The sequence below is a fragment of the Bifidobacterium sp. ESL0690 genome (assembly GCF_029392315.1).
Classification (GTDB): domain Bacteria; phylum Actinomycetota; class Actinomycetes; order Actinomycetales; family Bifidobacteriaceae; genus Bifidobacterium.
Genome location: NZ_CP113939.1, coordinates 1,371,671 through 1,388,496, shown reverse-complemented (window position 1 = coordinate 1,388,496; position 16,826 = coordinate 1,371,671). Strand labels below are relative to the sequence as shown.

The window sequence follows — 16,826 nt, the reverse complement described above, 5'->3', positions numbered from 1 at the left end:
CGCCGAAGATTCCGCCGATCCAGCCCAAGAGCAGGAAGTCGCCGACGAAAAAGACGAATCCGGCGAAGAGGAGTAATACCAACAGTGCTCAAAGCAACCGAACAGCCCATCGAACAGGCCTATAAGCTGGCATTGCTCGACCTCGACGGCGTGGTCTACCGCGGCAAAAACCCGGTGGATTACGCCAGCGAGTCGATCACGAAGGCCCAGCAGGCCGGCATGACGGTGGAATACACCACCAACAATTCCTCGCGCTATCAGGAAACCGTGGCCGAGCAGCTCCGTGGCTTCGGCCTCGAAGTCGAAGCCTGGCAGATCATCACCTCGTCGGTGGTCGCTGCTCGGATGGTGGCGCGCGCCGTGCCGAAAGGCGCCAAGGTGTTCATGGTCGGTGCCGGGCACCTGCGTGAGGAACTGGAAAAGCAGGGCCTTACGGTTGTCGATCGCGTTGAGGATAATCCGGTTGCCGTGGTGCAGGGCTGGTATCCCGAGGTTGTCTGGACCGAACTCGCCAATGCCGCTTACGCCGTGGAGCGTGGAGCCAAGTATTTCGTCACGAATCGCGACCTGACGATTCCGCGCGAATTGGGCATCGCTCCCGGCTCCGGTTCGATGGTTCAGGCCGTCATCACCGCCACCGGCGTTGAACCCGTCGCTTCAGCTGGTAAGCCTGAAGCAGCAATGTATGACGAAGCGCGTCTTCTGGCTTCGCACGACGGTGCAACGTTGGTGCCCAAAGACCAATGCCTCGCCATCGGCGACAGGCTCGACACCGATATCGAAGCCGGTAATCGTGGTGGTTATGACTCTCTGGTCGTGCTTACCGGTGTCGCCGACCCCAAGCAGTTGATGTTGGCCCAACCGCACCTGCGCCCGACCTATATTTCCCGTGACCTGCGCGAATTGCACGAGGCCATGCCCGGTCCGGTTCAGGTTTCGAAATCCGAGTGGAAGTGCGGAGCCGCGTCGGCGCAACTGGTCGGTGACGAAGTCAAAGTCAGCGACTCCAGTGATATCAACGCCTTGCGTGCCGCCTGCAGCCTTCTGTGGAACTTGGCCGACAACGAGAGTGTCAATGCTGCAACATTGCAGCTTCCTGACTTCAGTCTCTAGGAGATAACAATGGCTCCTCAATACGTGAACAATGCGCAGACTGGCAATACCAATGATGCCGAACGTCAAAGCGAAACATCATTTGAGGACCTTTGTGAGCATTACCCCGAGCTTGAGGATCTCACTGACATGGATGACGAACAGAAAATCGAGGTGTTCCGGGATGTTTGGGGAACGCTGAACGAGGATTTGAATAGTCAGCAGCGAGCATGATTATCGAGAGAAGTCAAAACATGCGTTTGGACGCGTATATGGCCTCGGCAGGTTTGGTTCACAGCCGAACGCGGGCGCAGCGTCTTATTCGTTCCGGCAAGGTGACGGTCGACGGCCAACTTGCGGGTAAATCTTCGATGCCTGTTGATAGCACGATGAAGATTTCGGTTGATACCGGCGATGATTACGTTTCAAGGGGAGCGTACAAGCTGCTCGGCGCGTTCGAGCGTTTCGGCAATGTGGGCCTGCCGTCACCAAAAGGGCGTCGTTGCTTGGATATCGGCGCTTCCACAGGCGGATTCTGCGACGTGCTGCTTCGCCATGGAGCGGCACAAATTATCGCCCTTGACGTGGGCCATGGCCAGCTTGACCCGCGGATTGCCGCCGACCCGCGCATCATCGAGATGAGCGGCGTCAACATCCGCGATGTCGAATCGGGCGACTTGCCGTACCGTCCGTCGTTCATCGTCTCAGATGTCTCGTTTATTTCTCTGAACTATGTGATTCCGGTTATCGCCAAAGTGGCCACAACCCCTGCCGATATCGTGCTTTTGGTCAAGCCACAGTTTGAAGTGGGCAAAGGCCATCTGGGCAAAAACGGTGTGGTCGACGACCCGAAGCTACGTGAAGCGGCGTTGAAAACAGTTTGCGAATGCGCCGAAGCCAATGGCCTCAAGGTTGTTGCCACGTGCCCGTCGCCAATCGAGGGGACACACGGCAATGAAGAATACCTGCTTTACGCCACCTTGCGCTGAAGCTCATCATCCTCGTCGTCTTCCATATCCCAGCGATGCTCGATAAGCCTTACGCTGGAAGTTTTGTCGAGTCTCAGATCGCCTTCATAGATTACTCGTTCCACATGCGTGTGGCCGGACAATGCCACGTAGCCTGCGTCGATTTTCTGGCAGTTGGTATTGCACAGCACAACATTGGTGGCGTTGATGCGCTGGATGTTGCTGGGCTCCAGATACTCGTTCATCCCGAATCGTTCGAACATCGCCGTGTGTATTGGCTTGATTTCAAGTTTTCCGGTTTCGGCGCATTCTGCAATCCTGGTATGGCCGGTTATCTTGGCTCGCGGTGTCACCAGCGACTTGGCATTGATCGAACCGTTTACACGGATACCCTGTTCGACGGTGAGCCGGGAATTGGTTTCCATATCACCGATGAACGCGATTTTCTGCGTCGAAATGTGTTGTTGGGCGCAGATACGGCCGTGACCGGAGAGGGAATCGGAGACGATTTCGCGCGACGAGTTCAGTATGCCTCCGTCCATGACGATCCGGCGCCCTCGGCAAACCGTTGTCTGCAAAATACCTTTGACCACGAGCGTATCGAACGTCACGTCTTCGCGCATCATGGCATTGCCATGGGTGATGAGGACGTCGTAATCGCCGCCTTTGATGTATCCGCCGAATGTATTGAGGTTCATTTCTCGCCTTCTTTCCCCCAACCTGAAGGGTTTCTCTTCGTACCACTCTCTTTCCGTATTACCGGAAGGGAAAGCTAAAATGAAATTGAATGACAAAAATCCCGATAAATTCAAGATTTCTTGATATTACAAAATGCTGGATATCGTTGCCGTCTGCCAGTCGTTTGTTTGAAAGCCCATCGCAAGATCGGCCGTTTCAAAGCTTTGATGATATTGCGGCCATGCCGTCGGTTTGGCTCGGAGTAAGCTCGTTTGTAGACACTGTCCGGTTAGGATATGGGCAGGAACGGATTTTGTTTTCGTGCGGTTGTCGCGGGAAAAGAGGCAAGACAATGCTCGGTAAGCGCCATGCGGTTGTAGTCACACATGCCAGGCTTCGCGAGACCAGTCTTGTCGTGCGTGAGGCGGTCGAGCAGCTGGAGCACGCCGGATTCTCCGTACGTGTCGTCGACAGCCTTGATCCGCCGAAATTCGGCGAGCCTTCATCCATCGTCAGCAATGACACCGAAATCGTCGTGGTGCTCGGCGGCGACGGCACGATTCTGGGCGCGGCCGAGTTGGTTCACAATACCGATGTTCCTATCCTCGGCGTCAATCTAGGGCACGTCGGTTTCCTTGCGGAATTCGAAAGTTTCCAGTTGAGCGAGGCCATCGCGCGCGTGGCCGACCGTGACTATTCGATTGACGAACGCAATCTGGCCAGTGTTTCCGTGACTTCCCGCGACGGCAAAAAGACGGTCAGCGATTGGGCTCTGAACGATATCACCGTCCAACAGGCCGACCGGGACCATATGATCGAGCTTTCCATAGGCGTTGACGGCGTCGAGGCCAGCTCGTTCAGCTGTGATGGCGTGATTATTTCAACACCAACCGGTTCCACCGCCTATGCTTTTTCGGCCGGAGGACCGATTATCTGGCCTGATGTCAAAGCATTGCAGTTGATACCGCTTGCCGCCCATGCCCTTTTTACGCGCCCTATGGTGATTGGGGAACATTCGCGGTTTACCGTCGATGTGATTGACGATTCGCTGACCGAAGGCTGGATCTGTTGCGACGGCAGAAGAAAGATGAAACTCGAATACGGGACGCGTACCACAGTCCATCTTTCCCCGCTCACCGTGCGTCTTGCAAGTCTTTCCGGCGTGCCGTTCACCAACCGCCTGGTCACCAAATTCAACCTTCCGAGCGTAAGCCTTCGCCAACGTTCGCGGCTGGAGGAGCGCAGACGCGAGAAAATCATCGCCAATGAAAACAAAGACCAGGCTTCCCGCTCTGAAACCGGTGACGATATGGACGAGGGCAATCGAGACAATACGGGTACGGACTTCAATGGACGAGGTTCGGCCGCCGAGCAAGGTTCGTCTGAAAGGTGAAATCCGATGCTTGAAGAACTGGAAGTGCGCAATCTCGGGCCCATTCGTTCTGCGGTGTTGACGCCTGGCAGGGGAATGACGGCGATTACCGGCGAAACCGGTGCAGGCAAGTCCATGTTATTGAGCGCCATTCGGCTTATTTCCGGGGCTACGGCAAGTGTCGGGCGAGTCTCTGCCGGCGCGGATTCGGCTTGGGCACAGGGAATTTTCGACGTTGACGAGAACGGCAAGGCGGCAGGTCTCGCGCAGGATGCCGGCGTGCTCGATGCGGAAAGCCAGGAAACCGACCCGGACCCCGACGAAATCGGGCGTCGTGAACTCTTCCTGTCGCGCACGGTTCCGGCTTCAGGACGTTCGCGGGCGGTACTGTGTGGGCATAGCGTGCCCAGAAATGTACTTGGCAATGTCGCCGCAGAACTGGTGACCATTCATGGGCAGGCCGATCAATTGCGTCTCGCCTCACCGGCACGGCAACGGGAATTCCTTGACATGGCCGCCGATGACCAAGCCGAGCGCGAAGCATATCGTCAGGCCTGGGAGCGACTTCAGACGATTGACCAGCGGCTCAGCAACGTCACCAATCAGGAGGCTTCGACCCGTCAGCGGGCCGATTATCTGCGGGAATCCATCGAACAGATCAACAAAGTGGACCCGAAACCCGACGAGGATGAGGAACTCAAGGAAAAGCGTTCGCGTGTCGAGAATGCTGCTGAAATCGCTCAGGGCGTCGGGGCAGCGCTTTCGGCTCTCGATGCCTCGTCAGTGGATTCCGACAGCGATGCGCAAAGTGCCTCAGACGCCATCAACCATGCCATCCAGGCGTTGCATGCTATCCATGTCGGCGGTGCTTTCACTGAGGCCGCAGACCGCTTGGAATCGCTGAACGCCGACCTTTCCGACATCGTGTTCTCACTTTCCAACGAAATGGACACGGACGAGGACGCCGAAGGATTGGATGCCATCAATTCCCGCATTCATCAGCTTGACGAGCTGACGCGCCGCTGGGGGCCGACACTGGCGGATGTTACTGCCTGGCGTGACAAGGCAGCGTTCGAAGTCGAGGATTTGGACGCGTCGCCGGAGAAGGTTGAAGAGATCAAAGCGCGACACAAGCAGGCTTTCGACGAAGCGATGAAAGCAGCTGAGGCACTGAGCAAGAAGAGGAAAGCGGCTGCAGCAGCTTTGGCCAATACGGTTACCAAGGAGCTTTCGGCTTTGGCTATGGCTGGAGCTGGACTCGAGATTCGCGTGGTGCGGCGGAATGCGGGACTGAAAGGCAATGCATCTACAAAGAGCGATGAAGGGCAGACGACTTCGGCAACCTGGCCTTTGGATGCCAACGGCATCGACGACATCGAATTTCTGTTCACACCATTTCCTGGTTCACCGCAACTGCCGATGGGTAAAAGCGCGTCCGGCGGCGAATTGAGCCGACTCATGCTGGCGTTGGAATTGGCCGTCGCCGAAAAGCGGACTGCTGGTTCGTCGGATATGACATTCATCTTTGATGAGGTCGATGCAGGAGTGGGCGGCAAAGCCGCGGTCGAACTGGGCAAGCGCCTCGCCAAGCTTTCTCAGACCTCGCAGGTCATCGTGGTCACGCATTTGGCCCAGGTCGCTTCTTGGGCCGATTTCCAATTCGTAGTGAGCAAAGGCAGCGCAAAAGCCCAGAGCGCCAACTCGCAGGCGTCAGTGGAAACGACGGTCAATGAGGTCACCGGCGAAGCCCGTATCCACGAAATCGCCAGAATGCTCTCCGGCAGCGAATCCGCCACGTCCCTAAGCCACGCCCAAGAGCTCTTAAACTCTAGCAAGCTGTAAAAGGTTCAGATGTATGAAAACGAACGAAGGCAAAGCAGCTATTTTCGACCTTGACGGCACTTTGCTTGATTCGATGGACGTGTGGCATCAGGTCGATGTCGACTTTTTCCGGAGTCGAGACATTCCTTTGACCGACGACTACATGGGCATCGTCAACGCAATGAGACCTGAGGAAGTGGCACGTTATACCATCGACCGTTATGGCCTGAACGACACTCCTGCTGAGCTAGCGAAACTGTGGGACTCGATGGTGCTTGAGGCCTATGGCAACACTGTTGAAGCGAAGCCTCATGCAGTCGAATATTTGGATTATCTGAAGTCGAGCGGCGCGCACCTAGCAGTGGCGACATCGCTTTCGCCGCAGGTGCGCGAAGTTGGCATGGAACATGTGGGAATCAGCCAGTACTTCGATGTGATGGTGAGCGTGGAGGATACCAATGCGAAAAGCAAGCACAGCCCCGAGGTCTATCTGGCCGCTGCTTCACGTCTTGGTGCTGCGGCTAAGGATTGCACGGTGTTCGAGGATTTGCTGGTGGCAGTGAAGGCTGCGAAGTCTGCAGACATGCACGTCTGGGCGATGGAAGATGACTATTCGCTGGAGGACAGGCCGGCTATCAGAGCAATGGCGGACGGTGTAATCAATGACTTTGCAGATGCTCCCAAAGTTCTTGAATAAGAATTTTGGATTTTTAAAGTTTGCAAGTACATACATTGGTTTATCGAGTAAACACCTATATTGCTTGAATTTCCCTCAAAAACACTGTTATGTTTAGAACTTGCACAGTGAAAATAACTGTTATATAGTTATATGTAACAGTAAAACTGTTGATATGAATCAGGAGTTTTGCTGGACACTGATCAGAAACAGAAAGGGGCATAGATGAAACTGATCATCTCATCCGTGTCCGGAGAACCGATCTACGAGCAAATCAAACGTCAGATCCGCGAAGCGGTCCTCAGCGGAGAGCTCAAGAGCGGGGAAGCGTTGCCGAGCCTGCGCAAGCTGGCCCGTGAGCTGCGCATCTCCGTGCTCACCGTCACCCGCGCCTACAACGAGCTGGCGGATGAGGGCATCATCGTCAATGTACAGGGCAAGGGTTCGTTCGTCGCCGAAAAAAGCGATGAACGAATGAAGAAAAAGCTTGCCGGCCAGGTACGCAATGCTCTGCGTCAAGTGGGCGTCGCTGCGAAAGCTGCCGACATCCCGCTTATTGACCTGATGGATATGCTCGAGACTGAGTACAAGAAAGCCAAGTGAATCATTCGGCAAATGCAAGCATGAGACAGTAAGCGTCAATGTATAGCGCTTGCGACTGTTTCTCGCTTACCGCCAGTGATGGTTTTCTTTACGCAAACTTTATCGGTTCATCGGTGAACAGGAAAGGAATACGATGATGACACAGTCATCACCTAAAGCAACTAGAAAGAGCGACGAGAACGTCACCGTCAGCGGCGATACCCCGCCTATGGCGCTGAGCGTCACCGACGTGGCGAAACGCTACGGCTCCGGTTTCGGCTTGGGCCCAGTGACGTTCGATTTGCCGATGGGCTACATCATGGGCCTCATCGGTCCCAACGGCGCCGGCAAATCGACCCTGATCAAGCTCATCCTCAACATGATCCATCGCGATGCCGGTTCGATCAGCGTGCTTGGCTTTGATAACATCGCCGACGAGGTGAAGGTCAAGGAACAACTTGGCGTCGTGTTCGATTCCAGTTATTTCTCGACCTACTGGACGGTCAAAATGGCCGAGGAATCCATGGAAGCGGCGTATCCGACTTGGAATCATGAGTTGTTCGCCGATTATCTCGAGCAGTTTGGCATCGATACCAAAAAGAAGGTTAAGGACCTTTCCCGCGGTATGCAGATGAAGCTTATGCTTGCCGCCGCCTTGAGCCATGATGCCAAATTGCTGATTCTGGACGAGCCGACCAGCGGCCTCGACGTGCTGGCGCGCGACGACTTGATGGATATCCTGCAACGCTATATTGAAGACGGACAGCACAGCGTGCTGTTCAGCACCCATATCACCAGCGATCTCGAGCATGCCGCCGATCTGATCACCTACATCACGCAAGGCAAGCTGTATTTCACCGGTTCCAAGGACGAGTTCGATGACGCCTTTAGGCTGGTCAAGGGCGGCCTGGACGAACTTGATGCCGTCAGTTCGGTTGCCGTGGGTGTCCGCAGCTATCTCACAGGTTTCGACGCTTTGGTGCATGCGGAGCAAATCGCGGGTCTGGTGCAAGCCAATCCCGGTCTGCATGTCGAGCCGGTAAGCATCGATGACATCATCCGATTGACCAACGGCCGTGCCGCTGGTCCTCGGCGTCGCGGAGAAGGGAGCAACGCACGATGAGCAGCATGGATACCAAACAAATCAAACGATCGATGCGTATCGATTACCTGCGTTTGGCGGCTTCCGGAGAAGGGTCGGTATGGATTCTGGCACTGGTTCCGTTGGCGTTTACTTTTATCGGTTTCATTGTCGATGATGAAGCCATAACCTTTGGCGCGGCTGGAGCAGTGGCTGCTATTTGCGCCTTGTACGCCGCTTTCTCCGCCATGATGGTGTTCAGCAATGAGGAGACAACGGGCAATACGAGCATGAATGGCATCGTGCCCGTATCAAGGCCCAATCAGGTTTTCGCACGGTTCGCTTTGGGCTTTGCGGCTGACGTCATCACTGCCGTTGAAGGCGTGCTCTGTCTGCTCATCTTGTTCCATCACGATGAGCCTTCTGTTTTACTGTTCGCCGGATTGGGATTGGGCGTATTCGGCGTCTCCCTGTTCCTGGGCGGTGTGGTGATTCCGATTTTCTACAAGTTTGCGGTCACCAAGGCCATGGGCTGGAGTTTCGCGATACTGGGCTTGCTGTTCTTCGCGGTATTCCTCGTCGGGAAAATCATGTCTGATGACATGCGTAAGCGAATGGTGGAATGGATAACCACGGCGAGACTCGGCGTCGTGCCTTGGGCCGCGATCATCGCCGTCCTTGTCGCCGTCGTGGTCTGCGTCTGCTCGTTCCTGGTCTCCGTTCGTATCTACGAGCGTAAGGAATTGTAAATCTTGAGCACCGAAAGGGGCTTGCTTCGACCGGATGAGTCGTAGCAAGCCCCTTTTCGAACTGGACGCAGAATTCTAAAGATTTTGAGAAGCGTTCATGACGTAGTCGCTCATTTCGTCGATGGAGATGACATCGGTGAAGCGTTCGGTGGCGTGCTCCAGGCTGCGCAGGTTCCTGGGCGCGGTGGTGCCGGTGGCTTTGGAGAGCCTATCCATACAATCGAAATCGGTGCCGGTGGTGTCAAGACCAAGCGCCTTGCTGACCACGCGCGGGAATTTATAGGGGCTGGCGGTGCTTAGCAGCACGCGAGGCATCCCGGTTTCTCGCGGCATCTGCGACAGTACATGGTAGCCACAGGCGGTGTGTGGGTCGATGACGTAATGGTTCGCGTTCCAACAGGCGGTGATGGCCTGGCTCACCTGATTCTCGTCGGCCCAGCCGCAGGAGAACAGTCCGCGGATGCGTTCGAGTAGGGTTTTAGGAATCGTAAACGAGCCTTTGTTCTGCAGATCATCCATAAGGCTATGAATGAGTTCGGTATCGCCATCGGACATGTAGTAGAGCATGCGTTCGAGGTTCGAGGAAACAAGGATGTCCATCGACGGCGAGGTGGTCTGGTAGAACGGGCGCTCCCGGTTGTAGGTACCGGTGGTCAGGAAATCAAACAGCACGTTGTTGCGGTCGCTGGCCACGGTGAGCCTGCCGACCGGCAGCCCGAGCTTCTTGGCGTAGTAGCCGGCGAGGATGTCGCCGAAATTGCCGGTGGGAACAACGAACTCGACCTCGTCGCCGACCTTGATAGCACCGCTTTCGACCAATTGTGCGTAGGCCGCAAAGTAATAAACGACTTGGGGCACAAGCCGGCCGACGTTGATGGAGTTCGCGGAGGAAAGCGAGACGCTGTTGCTTTCCTCGAGTCTCGATGCTAGATTCCTGTCGCCGAAAATACGCTTGACCGCGGTTTGCGCGTCGTCGAAGTTGCCTTTGACCGCGCAGACGTTGACGTTCGAACCGGTCTGGGTGGTCATCTGCAAACGCTGAATCTCGCTGACCTTCCCTTCCGGATAGAAGACGGTGATGCCGGTGCCGGGGGTGTCAGCAAATCCCGCGAGCGCAGCCTTACCTGTGTCGCCGGAAGTGGCCGTCAGCACCATCACCTTTTCGTTTGCCGACGCTGCCCCGCTTGCGGTACGCGCCATAAACTGCGGGAGGATCTGCAGCGCCACGTCCTTGAAGGCGCTGGTCGGGCCGTTGAAGAGCTCGAGGATGTAATCGTCACCCAGCGGTTTCAACGGGGTGATGGCACTATCGAGCCATTGGGGGCGATATGCGGCGCTGATGCACTCGTCAAGTTCCGAAGCCAAGAAGTCAGGCAACAATACTCCCAGAACGGTCCGCGCCATGTCCTGATAGCTTTTGCCGATCAGTTCGGCGACATCAACCTGCTGTTTGCCGAGATCGTCGGTGACGAACAGCCCGCCGTCGCCTGCGAGCCCTTGGCGGATGGCCTGACGGCTGGTCAGTTGTTCGGAAGAACCTCGGGTGCTGTGGAAGGTGGTATTCATCACAAATGCCTCGTTTGTTGTGGCGGTTACGAAATTTTGCTGATACACCAGTCTAATGGCAAGTAAGGCCGAATACCGGTGGTGTCCCAATCAACGGATTGTGATTCGCTTTGGACGAGGCAAGGCTTACAATCGTTGGCAATAGAATGGTAATTGTCCGCTTTACTACTGGTCGGGAAAGACCGGTTTCGGAAAATGGATAATGGATTTTAGGGGAGTGTTTCATGGTCGCAAATGATCAGCGGGATTCGGCGGTTCTCGACCCGGAGGTGTTCCGGCAGGTCTGCGCCATGGGTGATGCCGCGGCGCATGCACAAAGCGTGCTGGCGCTCGCCAACACCGAACAGAAGAACACGTTGCTCAACGCCATCGCCGATGAACTCGAATCCGGAAGCAAGACCATCGCCGAAGCCAATGCTTTCGATATGAGCGAGGCCAGGCAGTCCGGTATGAGCGTAGGCAAGCTCGACCGTCTGCTCTTCGACGAGGAACGCGTCAAGGCTGCGGCGGACGGTGTTCGTCACGTCGCCACGCTTCCCGATCCGGTTGGCCAAGTAGTTCGTGGATCGACTTTGCCCAACGGCTTGCGCCTAAGTGAAGTACGTGTGCCGATCGGCGTGTTCGGCATGATTTACGAGGCTCGGCCCAATGTCACCGTCGATGTCGCCTCGCTGTGTCTCAAATCCGGGAACGCCGTCCTGTTGCGCGGTGGACATGAGGCGCAGCACACCAATGAGGCAACGCTCGCCATCATCCAGAAAACGTTGCGGGAACAGGGCTTTGACCCGGCCTTGGTCGCTTCCGTCGACAAATTCGGTCGTATGGGTGCCACGGCGATGATGGAGGCGCGCGGTCATATCGACGTTCTGGTGCCGCGTGGGGGAGCAGGGCTTATCCAGGCCGTCGTGCGCAATTCCAAGGTCCCGGTCATCGAGACCGGTGCCGGCAATGTCCATATCTATGTCGACAAGGCCGCGGATTTCGCCAAGGCCATTCCAATCATCCTGAACGCCAAGACCCAACGGGTGGGCGTGTGCAACGCCGCCGAAAAGCTGATCGTCCACCGCGACGTGGCCAAGGATTTCCTGCCGCTCGCCGCCAAAGCGCTCGCCGACGCAGGTGTGGAACTTCACGCCGACGATGAGGCATACGCGATCATCGCCCAAAGCGGCATTGATAACGTGAACCTGTTGCATGCCACGCCGGAGGATTGGGACACCGAATACCTCGCGCTGAAAATGGGCGTGAAGGTCGTGGGCTCGTTGGACAAGGCGATCGAACATATCAACCTCCATTCCACCGGACACACCGAATGCATCATTTCTGAGGATTACAGCGCGATCGAGCGTTTCACGAAGCGTATCGATTCGGCGGTGGTCATGGCCAATGCATCCTCAAGGTTCACGGATGGCGGTATGTTCGGTTTTGGAGCTGAATTGGGCATCTCGACGCAGAAGCTGCATGCCCGTGGCCCTATGGGTTTGACGGAAATGACCACGACCAAATGGATCGGCTACGGCACCGGCCAGGTGCGGGCTTGACGAAAGCGAAGGACACGAAATGAACGACGCTGAACAAAGCAAAGACGAAACCGGCATCGACGGCGAAGGTAAGAAGCTGGAAGGCGGCATTTCCGCCGACCAGAATCCCGACAACCAGCCCGCGAGCGCTACCGCAACTACGGATGGCCAGAAGCAGCCGAAAGACGATACGGCGATCAGGCAGGCAGAGGAACAGCTCGGAGTCAAGGCCGACTATCAGCTGGCAGTCGACCGTGGCATCGACATCAACAATCCGCGTATCGCATTGAAAATCGCCTCGGAGCGTCTCGCCATCGTCCGTTACGTCTTCCTGGTGCAGGTCGAGGATGGCATCGCCACCGCCGACCAGCGGGCCTCCCTTGAATACGCGGATGCCGCGCTCGTCGGATGGCCGGAAATGGACGCGGACGACGTCGTCGATCTCGACGAAGACGGCAAGAAGACCGTGGCCGAGCGTCTTGCGGCCATGGAACGTTATATCGCCGAATTCAGCAAGCAGGAGGCCGAAGGCGGCATCGACGCCATGAACGACCTGCTCGTGCGCGCCACGGAATGCGTCGCTTCGGTCCGCCGCCTTTATCAGCCCGATTTCCCGATTCCGACCTTCGCCGAGATCCGTCGCGTCGTCCAGGACGAATACGACGAGGACATGGGCAAGATCGACCCGAGCGAGCATGCCACCGTCGAAGACATCGAGGAACAGACCGAACAGGCCGACGAGAAGCGCGAAGAGAGCGAAACCGACAAGTCGAACAATGATAAGAACGGCAAAAACGGCAAGAATAAGGGCGATAGCAAGGCATGAGCAAAGCCTCGATTCCCGCAGTTCCACAAGCGGCAGATAACAATAGCGACAGCGGTATCAGGGGTTCGTCCTCTGTACCTAGGCTTGACGTTACGCATACCGCAAAGCCGGATACCGATGTTCCCCAGCTCGCCGAACCGGCACGAAAGATGTCCGGGCTTTCCTCACAGCCCGATCCCAACTCCATCGATGCCTGCAAAGCGAAACCGAACAACGGACACGACAAAAACGGCCGTCGCCGCATCGGCATCATGGGCGGCACCTTCGACCCCATCCACAACGGCCATTTGGTCGCAGCCAGCGAGGTGGCGTGGGTCTATGACCTCGACGAGGTGATCTTCGTGCCGACGGGCCGGCCTGCTTTCAAGCTCGACAAGGACGTGACCAACGCCGAAGACCGTTACCTGATGACGGTCATCGCCACGGCTTCGAATCCCAAATTTACCGTTTCCCGCGTCGATATCGACCGTCCTGGCGTCACCTATACCATCGATACGTTGCGTGATATTCGGGCGTTGAACCCGGACGCCGAACTGTTCTTCATCACCGGTGCCGACGCCGTAGCCGAAATCCTCAAATGGAAGGAAGCTCGGAACATGTTCAGCCTCGCGCATTTCGTCGCCGTCACACGCCCCGGCTATTCCAGCCCCGAACATATGCGTACACAAGTCGAGGTCGATACTCTGGAAATCCCCGCGTTGGCCATTTCTTCGACCGACGTCCGCCACCGCGTATCTCTTGGAGAACCGGTGTGGTATCTCGTCCCCGACGGCGTGGTGCAATATATCGCCAAGCACGGGCTTTATACTCAGCCCTGATTTTTGTTGCGTCATGTTATTCTTGGTATAAGTGATGAATCTCACCGATAAACCAATGGAGGTATGACGATGAAAAAGACCCGGCTCCGTATTGTTCAGGTATGTCTGTCAGTGATTATCCTTTTGCAGGCAGCATTGGTAACTAACGGGCAATGGTTGCTGAGCTACGGATATGTAGGTTCGGTGTTCATGGCGCTGAATATAACCTGTGCCTTTGTCGTGTTTTACGAGTTCTTGTCGGTTTTCAACCGTTCGGAGGCCTCTGGCGATCAGGACAAATCCGATGTGAACGAACCGAGTGTGTCCCCGTCGCGTTAAGAGGTTAGTATGGCTGTGGTTCATGCAGACGATAACGTTTGGAGACATGGTGAGCGCAATCCTAGAAGGAAAGCCCAGTAAGAATCTCATTCTCGTCACCGGCAGGGCGCATCCCCAGCTGGCGGCGGACGTCGCCACACAGCTTGGCATCGACGTTTTGAAGACCACGGCATACGATTTCGCGAACGGCGAGATGTATGTGCGCTACACCGAATCGGTGCGTGGCGCGGATGTCTTTGTATTGCAAAGTCATGCCGGTGATGTCAACAAGGCCATCATGGAGCAGCTCATCATGATCGACGCGCTCAAGCGTGCTTCGGCCCGTTCCATCACCGCTGTCTGCCCGCTTTTGGGCTATTCCCGCCAGGATAAGAAGCACCTCGGACGCGAGCCCATTTCCTGCCGTCTTGTTTTCGATTTGCTGCGCACCGCCGGTGCCGACCGCGTTATGAGCGTCGACCTGCACGCCGCGCAGTCCCAAGGTTTCTTCGACGGCCCGGTCGATCATCTGATCGCCATGCCTGTCTTGGTCGACTACATTCGTGACCGTTTCGAAGGCAATCTCGACAATGTCGCCGTGGTTTCCCCGGATGCCGGTCGTATCCGCGTCGCCGAGCAGTGGGCTCAGCGCTTGGGCGGTGGCCCGCTCGCTTTCGTTCACAAGACCCGCGACATCAACCGTCCGAACCATGCCACCTCCAACCGTGTGGTCGGTGACGTGGTGGGCAAAGACTGCGTTCTGGTCGACGACCTGATCGATACCGGCGGCACCATTGTCGGCGCCTGCGATGTGTTGAAGCAGGCCGGTGCCAAGTCTGTCACGGTCGTCGCCACGCACGGCGTGCTTTCTGACCCTGCGGTCGACCGTCTCAAGAACTGCGGCGCGCGCGAGGTCGTGTTGACCGACACTGTGCCGATCGACGAATCCAAGCGTTGGGACGGACTCACGGTTCTTTCTATCGCTCCGTTGCTCTCCAGCGCCATCAAGGCTGTATTCGAGGATGGTTCGGTAGCCAAGCTCTTCGACACCTATCCCGAGCATCACGGGCAGGGCTTCCTCTTCGCCTGATACGGCGGCGTAAGGCTTTGTGCCAGATGTGGCTGGCTGCGTGGGCGGTAACGCCCCACGATCCGCGCTTATGCGTGTCGTGTTGTCAACAGCAGCCAGCATAATAGAAAATCGGTTCGGTCTTACGGCCGCGCTATTCCTCCATGGTGTAAAGGCAGCACACGGGTCTTTGGAACCCTTAGTCTTGGTTCGAATCCAGGTGGAGGAACTCAAGTTCAAGTCGGCTGATTCCGTGCATCGGATACCAGCCGATTTGCATATGTGGGAGTGTGCCTCGCTTTTGAGACACCGGAATTGGAGTAGATATGGCATTGAGTGCTGCAATCATTCTCGCGGCCGGCGAAGGCACGCGCATGCGTTCGTCCAAGCCGAAAGTGCTTCACCAACTAGCCGGCAAGACCTTCCTCGAGCGCGTGATGAGCTCCATTTCCGCGCTTGATCCCGAAACGCTTGCCGTGGTCGTGCATTATCAGGCCGAACGCGTAGCCAAAGCCGCGCAAAGCTACAACGAGCACGTCGAAATCGTGCAGCAGGACGACATTCCAGGCACTGGTCGCGCCGTGCAGTGCGCGATGAAGCAGCTTGATTCCGACGGGCAGCTCACCGGCCCGGTGCTCGTCGCAGCCAGCGATATGCCATTGCTCGATACTGCCACGCTCGACGCTTTGCTTGCGTTCCACAAGGCCAGCGGCAACGATGCCACCGTGCTCACCGCCAACCTCGACGACGCCACGGGCTATGGCCGTATCATCCGTGACAGCGACGGCAGCGTGTTGCGCATCGTCGAGCAGAAGGATGCAAACAGCAGCGAGCTCGCCGTTCACGAGATCAATACTTCGGTTTACGTTTTTGACGCCGCCGTGCTCGCGCGTGCCGTCCAAGGGCTCGATTCGCAGAACGCACAAGGTGAGTTTTATCTCACTGATGCGTTGGAAAGCGCTAGGAAGACCGGCAAGGTTGGTGCGTTCGCCGCTCCTGACGCCCTGAGCGTTGAAGGCGTCAACGACCGTTTGCAGCTGGCCCACCTTGCCCGCAAGCACAACCTTCGTATCTGCGAGGAATGGATGCGTGAGGGCGTCACGATTCTTGATCCGGAAACCACATGGATCGAAGACAACGTCGAACTGGCCCAGGACGTCACCGTGCTGCCGGGCTCCTTCCTTCAGGGGCACAGCACTGTTGCCGAAAACGCCGTCATCGGGCCGTATACCACGCTGATTGATGCTCATATCGAGGCCGGAGCCATTGTGGAGCGCAGCCGTGTGCAGGAAACGCATATCGGCCCCGACGCCAATATCGGCCCATGGACGTATCTGCGTCCGGGCAACGTGCTCGAAAAGGGTACCAAGGCCGGTGCGTTCGTCGAAATGAAGAAGGCGCATATCGGCGCAGGCACCAAGGTGCCGCACCTGAGCTATATGGGCGACGCCGAGCTGGGGGAGAACACCAACATTGGAGGCGGCACCATTTCCGCCAACTATGACGGAGTACACAAGAACCGCACCCACATTGGCTCGAACGTCCACGTCGGTGCCGGCAACCTGTTCGTCGCGCCAGTTGAGGTCGGCGACAACGTCACCACCGGAGCAGGTTCCGTCATCCGCCACGCGGTGCCGGACGATTCGATGGTATATTCGGAAAACACACAACACGTAGTAGAGGGCTGGAAGCCCGAATGGGAGCGTTGATT

General features: G+C 56.7%; 17 protein-coding genes and 1 tRNA gene. 16 read left to right on the top strand and 2 right to left on the bottom strand.

Features of this window, described 5'->3' with window-relative positions; genetic code table 11:
• The first annotated feature begins 75 nt into the window (after positions 1–75).
• The 3 genes from OZX62_RS05660 to OZX62_RS05650 are packed head-to-tail and all read left to right on the top strand — an operon-like array spanning position 76 to position 2,081.
• A complete protein-coding gene (locus tag OZX62_RS05660) occupies positions 76–1,113 on the top strand; it encodes an HAD-IIA family hydrolase (RefSeq protein WP_277177045.1) in 1,038 nt (345 codons plus the stop codon).
• A 9-nt stretch (positions 1,114–1,122) separates the two neighbouring features.
• Positions 1,123–1,326: a hypothetical protein gene (locus OZX62_RS05655; protein ID WP_277175270.1), complete on the top strand. Its 204-nt coding sequence runs from the start codon at positions 1,123–1,125 to the stop codon at positions 1,324–1,326.
• Positions 1,327–1,346: 20 nt separating this feature from the next.
• Positions 1,347–2,081, top strand: coding sequence for a TlyA family RNA methyltransferase (locus tag OZX62_RS05650; protein ID WP_277175269.1), 735 nt, complete (start codon positions 1,347–1,349; stop codon positions 2,079–2,081).
• On the opposite strand, the gene OZX62_RS05645 is transcribed toward OZX62_RS05650, so the two are convergent.
• Positions 2,063–2,758, bottom strand: a complete 696-nt coding sequence (locus OZX62_RS05645; protein ID WP_277175268.1) for a hypothetical protein — start codon at positions 2,756–2,758, stop codon at positions 2,063–2,065. The genes OZX62_RS05650 and OZX62_RS05645 overlap by 19 nt on opposite strands.
• A gap of 332 nt (positions 2,759–3,090) precedes the next feature.
• Here OZX62_RS05645 and OZX62_RS05640 point away from each other — a divergent pair, with 332 nt between their 5' ends.
• The 6 genes from OZX62_RS05640 (at position 3,091) to OZX62_RS05615 (ending at position 9,019) form a co-directional block, all read left to right on the top strand.
• A complete protein-coding gene (locus OZX62_RS05640) occupies positions 3,091–4,131 on the top strand; it encodes an NAD kinase (RefSeq protein ID WP_277175267.1) in 1,041 nt (346 codons plus the stop codon).
• A gap of 6 nt (positions 4,132–4,137) precedes the next feature.
• Complete coding sequence (gene recN / locus OZX62_RS05635) at positions 4,138–5,952, top strand: DNA repair protein RecN (RefSeq protein WP_277175266.1); 1,815 nt, start codon at positions 4,138–4,140, stop codon at positions 5,950–5,952.
• A gap of 13 nt (positions 5,953–5,965) precedes the next feature.
• Entirely contained in the window at positions 5,966–6,628 is a 663-nt protein-coding gene (locus OZX62_RS05630) for an HAD family phosphatase (protein ID WP_277175265.1), read from the top strand.
• A gap of 204 nt (positions 6,629–6,832) precedes the next feature.
• Positions 6,833–7,210: a GntR family transcriptional regulator gene (locus OZX62_RS05625; RefSeq protein WP_277175264.1), complete on the top strand. Its 378-nt coding sequence runs from the start codon at positions 6,833–6,835 to the stop codon at positions 7,208–7,210.
• A gap of 208 nt (positions 7,211–7,418) precedes the next feature.
• Entirely contained in the window at positions 7,419–8,312 is an 894-nt protein-coding gene (locus tag OZX62_RS05620) for an ABC transporter ATP-binding protein (protein ID WP_277177044.1), read from the top strand.
• Complete coding sequence (locus OZX62_RS05615; RefSeq protein ID WP_277175263.1) at positions 8,309–9,019, top strand: ABC-2 transporter permease; 711 nt, start codon at positions 8,309–8,311, stop codon at positions 9,017–9,019. Before OZX62_RS05620 ends, OZX62_RS05615 begins: the two co-directional genes overlap by 4 nt.
• 75 nt (positions 9,020–9,094) lie before the next feature.
• Here the strand turns inward: OZX62_RS05615 and thrC are convergent, their stop codons facing one another.
• Positions 9,095–10,585, bottom strand: coding sequence for a threonine synthase (gene thrC, locus OZX62_RS05610; RefSeq protein ID WP_277177043.1), 1,491 nt, complete (start codon positions 10,583–10,585; stop codon positions 9,095–9,097).
• Positions 10,586–10,809: 224 nt separating this feature from the next.
• Between thrC and OZX62_RS05605 the strand changes: the two genes are divergently transcribed.
• The 7 genes from OZX62_RS05605 (at position 10,810) to glmU (ending at position 16,824) form a co-directional block, all read left to right on the top strand.
• Positions 10,810–12,126: a glutamate-5-semialdehyde dehydrogenase gene (locus OZX62_RS05605; protein WP_277175262.1), complete on the top strand. Its 1,317-nt coding sequence runs from the start codon at positions 10,810–10,812 to the stop codon at positions 12,124–12,126.
• A gap of 220 nt (positions 12,127–12,346) precedes the next feature.
• The gene (locus tag OZX62_RS05600) at positions 12,347–12,931 is read left to right on the top strand and encodes a phosphoribosylglycinamide synthetase (protein WP_277177042.1); all 585 of its coding nucleotides are present in this window, start codon (positions 12,347–12,349) and stop codon (positions 12,929–12,931) included.
• A gap of 149 nt (positions 12,932–13,080) precedes the next feature.
• Entirely contained in the window at positions 13,081–13,749 is a 669-nt protein-coding gene (nadD, locus tag OZX62_RS05595; RefSeq protein WP_277177041.1) for a nicotinate-nucleotide adenylyltransferase, read from the top strand.
• 63 nt (positions 13,750–13,812) lie between these two features.
• Positions 13,813–14,067 (top strand): hypothetical protein, encoded by a 255-nt coding sequence (locus tag OZX62_RS05590; RefSeq protein ID WP_277175261.1) that lies wholly within the window; start codon positions 13,813–13,815, stop codon positions 14,065–14,067.
• Positions 14,068–14,113: 46 nt separating this feature from the next.
• Positions 14,114–15,136 carry a ribose-phosphate diphosphokinase gene (locus OZX62_RS05585; RefSeq protein WP_277175260.1) on the top strand — a complete coding sequence of 341 codons (1,023 nt, stop codon included), beginning with the start codon at positions 14,114–14,116 and terminating at the stop codon, positions 15,134–15,136.
• A 137-nt stretch (positions 15,137–15,273) separates the two neighbouring features.
• A tRNA-Gln gene (locus tag OZX62_RS05580) sits at positions 15,274–15,344 on the top strand.
• A gap of 97 nt (positions 15,345–15,441) precedes the next feature.
• Positions 15,442–16,824 (top strand): bifunctional UDP-N-acetylglucosamine diphosphorylase/glucosamine-1-phosphate N-acetyltransferase GlmU, encoded by a 1,383-nt coding sequence (gene glmU, locus OZX62_RS05575; RefSeq protein ID WP_277175259.1) that lies wholly within the window; start codon positions 15,442–15,444, stop codon positions 16,822–16,824.
• Positions 16,825–16,826 lie beyond the last annotated feature (2 nt).

Excerpts from the sequence above, each read along its gene's own strand:
- OZX62_RS05650 (WP_277175269.1), top strand. The coding sequence starts at position 1,347 with ATGCGTTTGGACGCGTATATGGCCTCGGCAGGTTTGGTTCACAGCCGA.
- OZX62_RS05620 (WP_277177044.1), top strand. The coding sequence starts at position 7,419 with ATGGCGCTGAGCGTCACCGACGTGGCGAAACGCTACGGCTCCGGTTTC.
- recN (WP_277175266.1), top strand. The coding sequence starts at position 4,138 with ATGCTTGAAGAACTGGAAGTGCGCAATCTCGGGCCCATTCGTTCTGCG.
- OZX62_RS05630 (WP_277175265.1), top strand. The coding sequence starts at position 5,966 with ATGAAAACGAACGAAGGCAAAGCAGCTATTTTCGACCTTGACGGCACT.
- OZX62_RS05625 (WP_277175264.1), top strand. The coding sequence starts at position 6,833 with ATGAAACTGATCATCTCATCCGTGTCCGGAGAACCGATCTACGAGCAA.
- OZX62_RS05585 (WP_277175260.1), top strand. The coding sequence starts at position 14,114 with ATGGTGAGCGCAATCCTAGAAGGAAAGCCCAGTAAGAATCTCATTCTC.
- nadD (WP_277177041.1), top strand. The coding sequence starts at position 13,081 with ATGTCCGGGCTTTCCTCACAGCCCGATCCCAACTCCATCGATGCCTGC.
- OZX62_RS05640 (WP_277175267.1), top strand. The coding sequence starts at position 3,091 with ATGCTCGGTAAGCGCCATGCGGTTGTAGTCACACATGCCAGGCTTCGC.
- OZX62_RS05590 (WP_277175261.1), top strand. The coding sequence starts at position 13,813 with ATGACGATGAAAAAGACCCGGCTCCGTATTGTTCAGGTATGTCTGTCA.
- thrC (WP_277177043.1), bottom strand. The coding sequence starts at position 10,585 with ATGAATACCACCTTCCACAGCACCCGAGGTTCTTCCGAACAACTGACC.
- OZX62_RS05615 (WP_277175263.1), top strand. The coding sequence starts at position 8,309 with ATGAGCAGCATGGATACCAAACAAATCAAACGATCGATGCGTATCGAT.
- glmU (WP_277175259.1), top strand. The coding sequence starts at position 15,442 with ATGGCATTGAGTGCTGCAATCATTCTCGCGGCCGGCGAAGGCACGCGC.
- OZX62_RS05655 (WP_277175270.1), top strand. The coding sequence starts at position 1,123 with ATGGCTCCTCAATACGTGAACAATGCGCAGACTGGCAATACCAATGAT.
- OZX62_RS05605 (WP_277175262.1), top strand. The coding sequence starts at position 10,810 with ATGGTCGCAAATGATCAGCGGGATTCGGCGGTTCTCGACCCGGAGGTG.
- OZX62_RS05645 (WP_277175268.1), bottom strand. The coding sequence starts at position 2,758 with ATGAACCTCAATACATTCGGCGGATACATCAAAGGCGGCGATTACGAC.